Source organism: Haloactinopolyspora alba, from assembly GCF_003014555.1.
Lineage (GTDB): Bacteria > Actinomycetota > Actinomycetes > Jiangellales > Jiangellaceae > Haloactinopolyspora > Haloactinopolyspora alba.
Window position 1 is genome coordinate 1 of the sequence record NZ_PYGE01000040.1, and the last position, 3,322, is coordinate 3,322.

Below are 3,322 nucleotides of genomic sequence, written 5' to 3' on the forward strand. Positions count from 1 at the left end.
TAGCCCTTCGTGGTCGAGATCGATCCGTACGTCTTCTCCTTGACCTGGCGCACCCAGTACTGGGTCAGCCAGGGCTTGCCGACGTAGTTGAACAGATGCGCCATCTGCAACCCTGGCTGGTTGCCGTAGTTGACGAAGGCGTTCTCGTCACCGTTCTGACCGATGCCGGTGAACTCGGCCGGCTCCGATCGCACGAAGGCGTAGTTGAGCTTGTCGGCGTACGCGTCCTCGCCACCCATCAGGTTGGCCAGGCCCATCACGTCGTGGGAGGTGAACCAGGTCGCCTGCCAGGAGCTGGCCTCGACGAAGTCGTCGGGCGACAGCGGGTCGAACGGGTCCATCCACTGACCGTCGGAGCCCTTCGGCCGGATGAACCCGGTCTCCTCGTCGTAGAGGTTGCGCCAGTTGCGGGAGCGCTGCATCAAGTGGTTGCCGACGTCGGTGTCGTCCCACACCTCGATCTCGTTCAGTCCCACATCGGGACCAGAACCGGCGATCGCCTGGAACTTGACCCACTCGACCTTCTTCGAATCGAACGTGACCACCCGGCCGTCACCCGATTCCGGGATACGCGCCACCGGCCGACGAGTCCCGTCACTGAACGTCAACATCCCGCGCCGGACATTGGACTCGCCACCCAGCCGGTCACTCAGCACCACCTTGTTGATCCGCTGCGGCTCGTCCCAACTGAGCTTGATCCACGGATCCCGTTCACCGTCGGAACGCCACTCACCCGCATTCGCCGACCGCGCAGGCCGGCCGTCAACCGCCCGTTCGCCGGCGGCGCCGGAGTCGTTCGCCTGCGACGACACCTCCACGGTGGCGGTCCCGGCGATGTTGAGTCCCCGCTTGCCGAGTTGTTCAGCCAGGTTGGCCAGCGCCCAGTCCTCGTAGGCGTACTCCATCGTCTCGCCGGCCCCGCGCGACCGCCATCCGTTGTGCAGGTCATGCGGCACGTAGCCCTTGTCGAGGTACGCCCGGGCACCGCCTTTGTTCTCGCCCCACGTGGCGTACTCATACGGCGCCTTGTCGAACAGCCCGCCCATGGAGTGGGCGTCGAGCATGGCATCGTAGGCCAGGTCGACGTCGAAGTCGCGGATGCCCTTGTTGTAGGCGCCGGTGATGAACGACGTCACCGGAGAACTAGTCATGACGAACGAGTAGTTGCCGGCGACCGGGCCTCGCGGGAGCAGACCACCGTCCTCGTACATCTGCAGTTGCGACTTGACGATGCTGGAGTAGATCTCCGGGTACGCCATGCCCAAGAGGGTGTTGAGGTTCCACTGGGTCAGCCAGAGCGCGTCGTAGTTGTACATCGCGAACTTCGGCTCGCCATCCTCGTCGAGCGGGATCTGCTTGACCTTGTTGTTGCCCCAGGTGTCGTCGATGTACGTACCGTCGACATCACTGATGACACTTCGCCCGCAGAGCGCGTGGAAGAGATCGGTGTAGAACTTCACCCGCTGCTGATGTGTTCCGCCCCGAACGTCGATCCGGCCCAGCATGTCGTTCCACCGCTGTTGTGATGCCGCTTTGACCGCGTCGAAGTCCCAGCCGGGTAGCTCGGCCTCGAGGTTGCGCCGAGCACCGGCTGCGCTTGTGAGCGACAGGCCGACCTTCATCTGAACCTGGTCACCGGCCGCGATGTCGTCATAACGCAGATAGACGCCTGCGTTGTCGCCTTTCACCTCGTCGGCGGGCTGTCCGCCGTTCACGAGGCTCCCACCGGCCCACCCGTGCATCGAGTCGAACGGCTTGTCGAACCGGATATTGAAGTAGAGCTCAGTGCGTTTATTGTCGCTCTGTCCGTAGTACTGGCCATTGGACAACATGCCGACCTGCGCGACATAGCCCTGGATCTCGTGATCGTTCACCTTGGTGATGTGCGCGTCCTTCATCTGCGCCTCGCCGAGGACACCACCGAGGTTGACGATGATCTCGCTCGGTCCGGCTTGGTCGTACGTGTAGCGGTGCATCCCGACCCGGTCGGTCGCCGTCAGCTCCGCACCGATGCCGTACCGATCGAGGTGCAGCTTGTGGTAGCCCGGCTCCGCGACCTCGGTGTCGTCGTGCGGCGTGGGCGACTGCCAGCCGGTGTCACCTTCGAGCTTCGGCACGTCGGTGCCGGTGGTCGGCATCACCTGGATGCCGGACAATTGCCAGTCGTGCAGGTGCGAGAACCCTTTCACCTGCGACTCGCTCTTGCGGTATCCGGTGTCCCAAACCGAGTTGGTGCTGGTGTCCGGTCGCAGCTTGACCATCCCGAACGGGTTGCTCGCCGACTGGAAGAAGAAGAACCGACCGACGTCGGCCTCGACCCAGGGGTTCACCAGGCTCACGTAGTCGCGTTCTCCGGACGCGGTTGTTTCGACCGGCGACGAACCAGCAGCCTGGCCGCCGCCCACCAAGAGTCCGGTCGCCAGCGCAGTCGACGCCAGCCCGGCCAGGACACGGCGCAGCTTGATACGAGACAAGGATTCTCCTCTGCTCATCGGGGCCGCACCTCGTTGCTCGGCTGGGACTCCGGGCCACTTCCGGCCAGACTGTCCGCGGTGACGGTGAAGGTGTACGGCTCGCCGGCCGTCAGGCCGGAAACGTCGACCGACGTGGCGTCCCCGTCCACCGTGACCGGGTCGAGCGCGGTCCCGTCGTGGTACGGCGTGACGACATACCCGGTGATCGGAGCGCCGCGATCGGGACTCGGTGACCGCCAGGAGACGGTGGCCGATCCGTCACCGGGCTCGGCGGTGACGTCGCGTGGCGGACCCGGTTGCGTCGGAACGGCGTACACCTCGAACTCCGACAGGCCGTTGTTCGGTCCGGTGCCGCCCACGGCCTGGAATCGGACCCAGTCGACGGTCATCATGTCGAACGTGACCGGCTTGCCGTCGCCGTCGGCCGGAATGTCGGTCACCTCGATGGAGCTGCCGTCGGAGAAGGTCAGCGTGCCACCGTTGACGTCGTCGATGCCGGACCGGTCGTACAGCACGATCCGGTCCGTCCGGATCGGCTGGTCCCAGTCGAGCTGGATCCACGGGTTCTGTTCCCCGGCCGATGCCCAGTCGCCGGCGTCCGGCTCGCCGATGACTCCGTCGAAGACCTTCTCGGCGACGTAGCCGTCGCTGTACTCCGACGAGGCCGTCGCGGTCACGCCCGGCCAGCGCGACCCGTTGACCCGCAACAGGTCCGGGTCGAGAGCGATCGTGACCACCTGCGAGCCGACCGCCCGGCCGCTGTCGGCTGCGGTCGCGGTGACCAGGACCTCGCCGTCGCGGTGGTTGACCGTGAGGACGCCCTCGTTGTCGATGGTGGCCGTGTCGGT

At 65.5% G+C, this 3,322-nt stretch carries 2 protein-coding genes; both read right to left on the reverse strand.

Features of this window, described 5'->3' with window-relative positions; all coding sequences use genetic code 11:
* Positions 1-2,492: glycoside hydrolase domain-containing protein (locus CLV30_RS25750; protein ID WP_146154812.1), on the reverse strand; the 2,492-nt coding region annotated here is incomplete at its 3' end.
* The coding region (locus CLV30_RS25755; protein WP_211300125.1) for a DUF7402 domain-containing protein at positions 2,489-3,322 on the reverse strand (834 nt) is incomplete at its 5' end. The genes CLV30_RS25750 and CLV30_RS25755, both read right to left, overlap by 4 nt.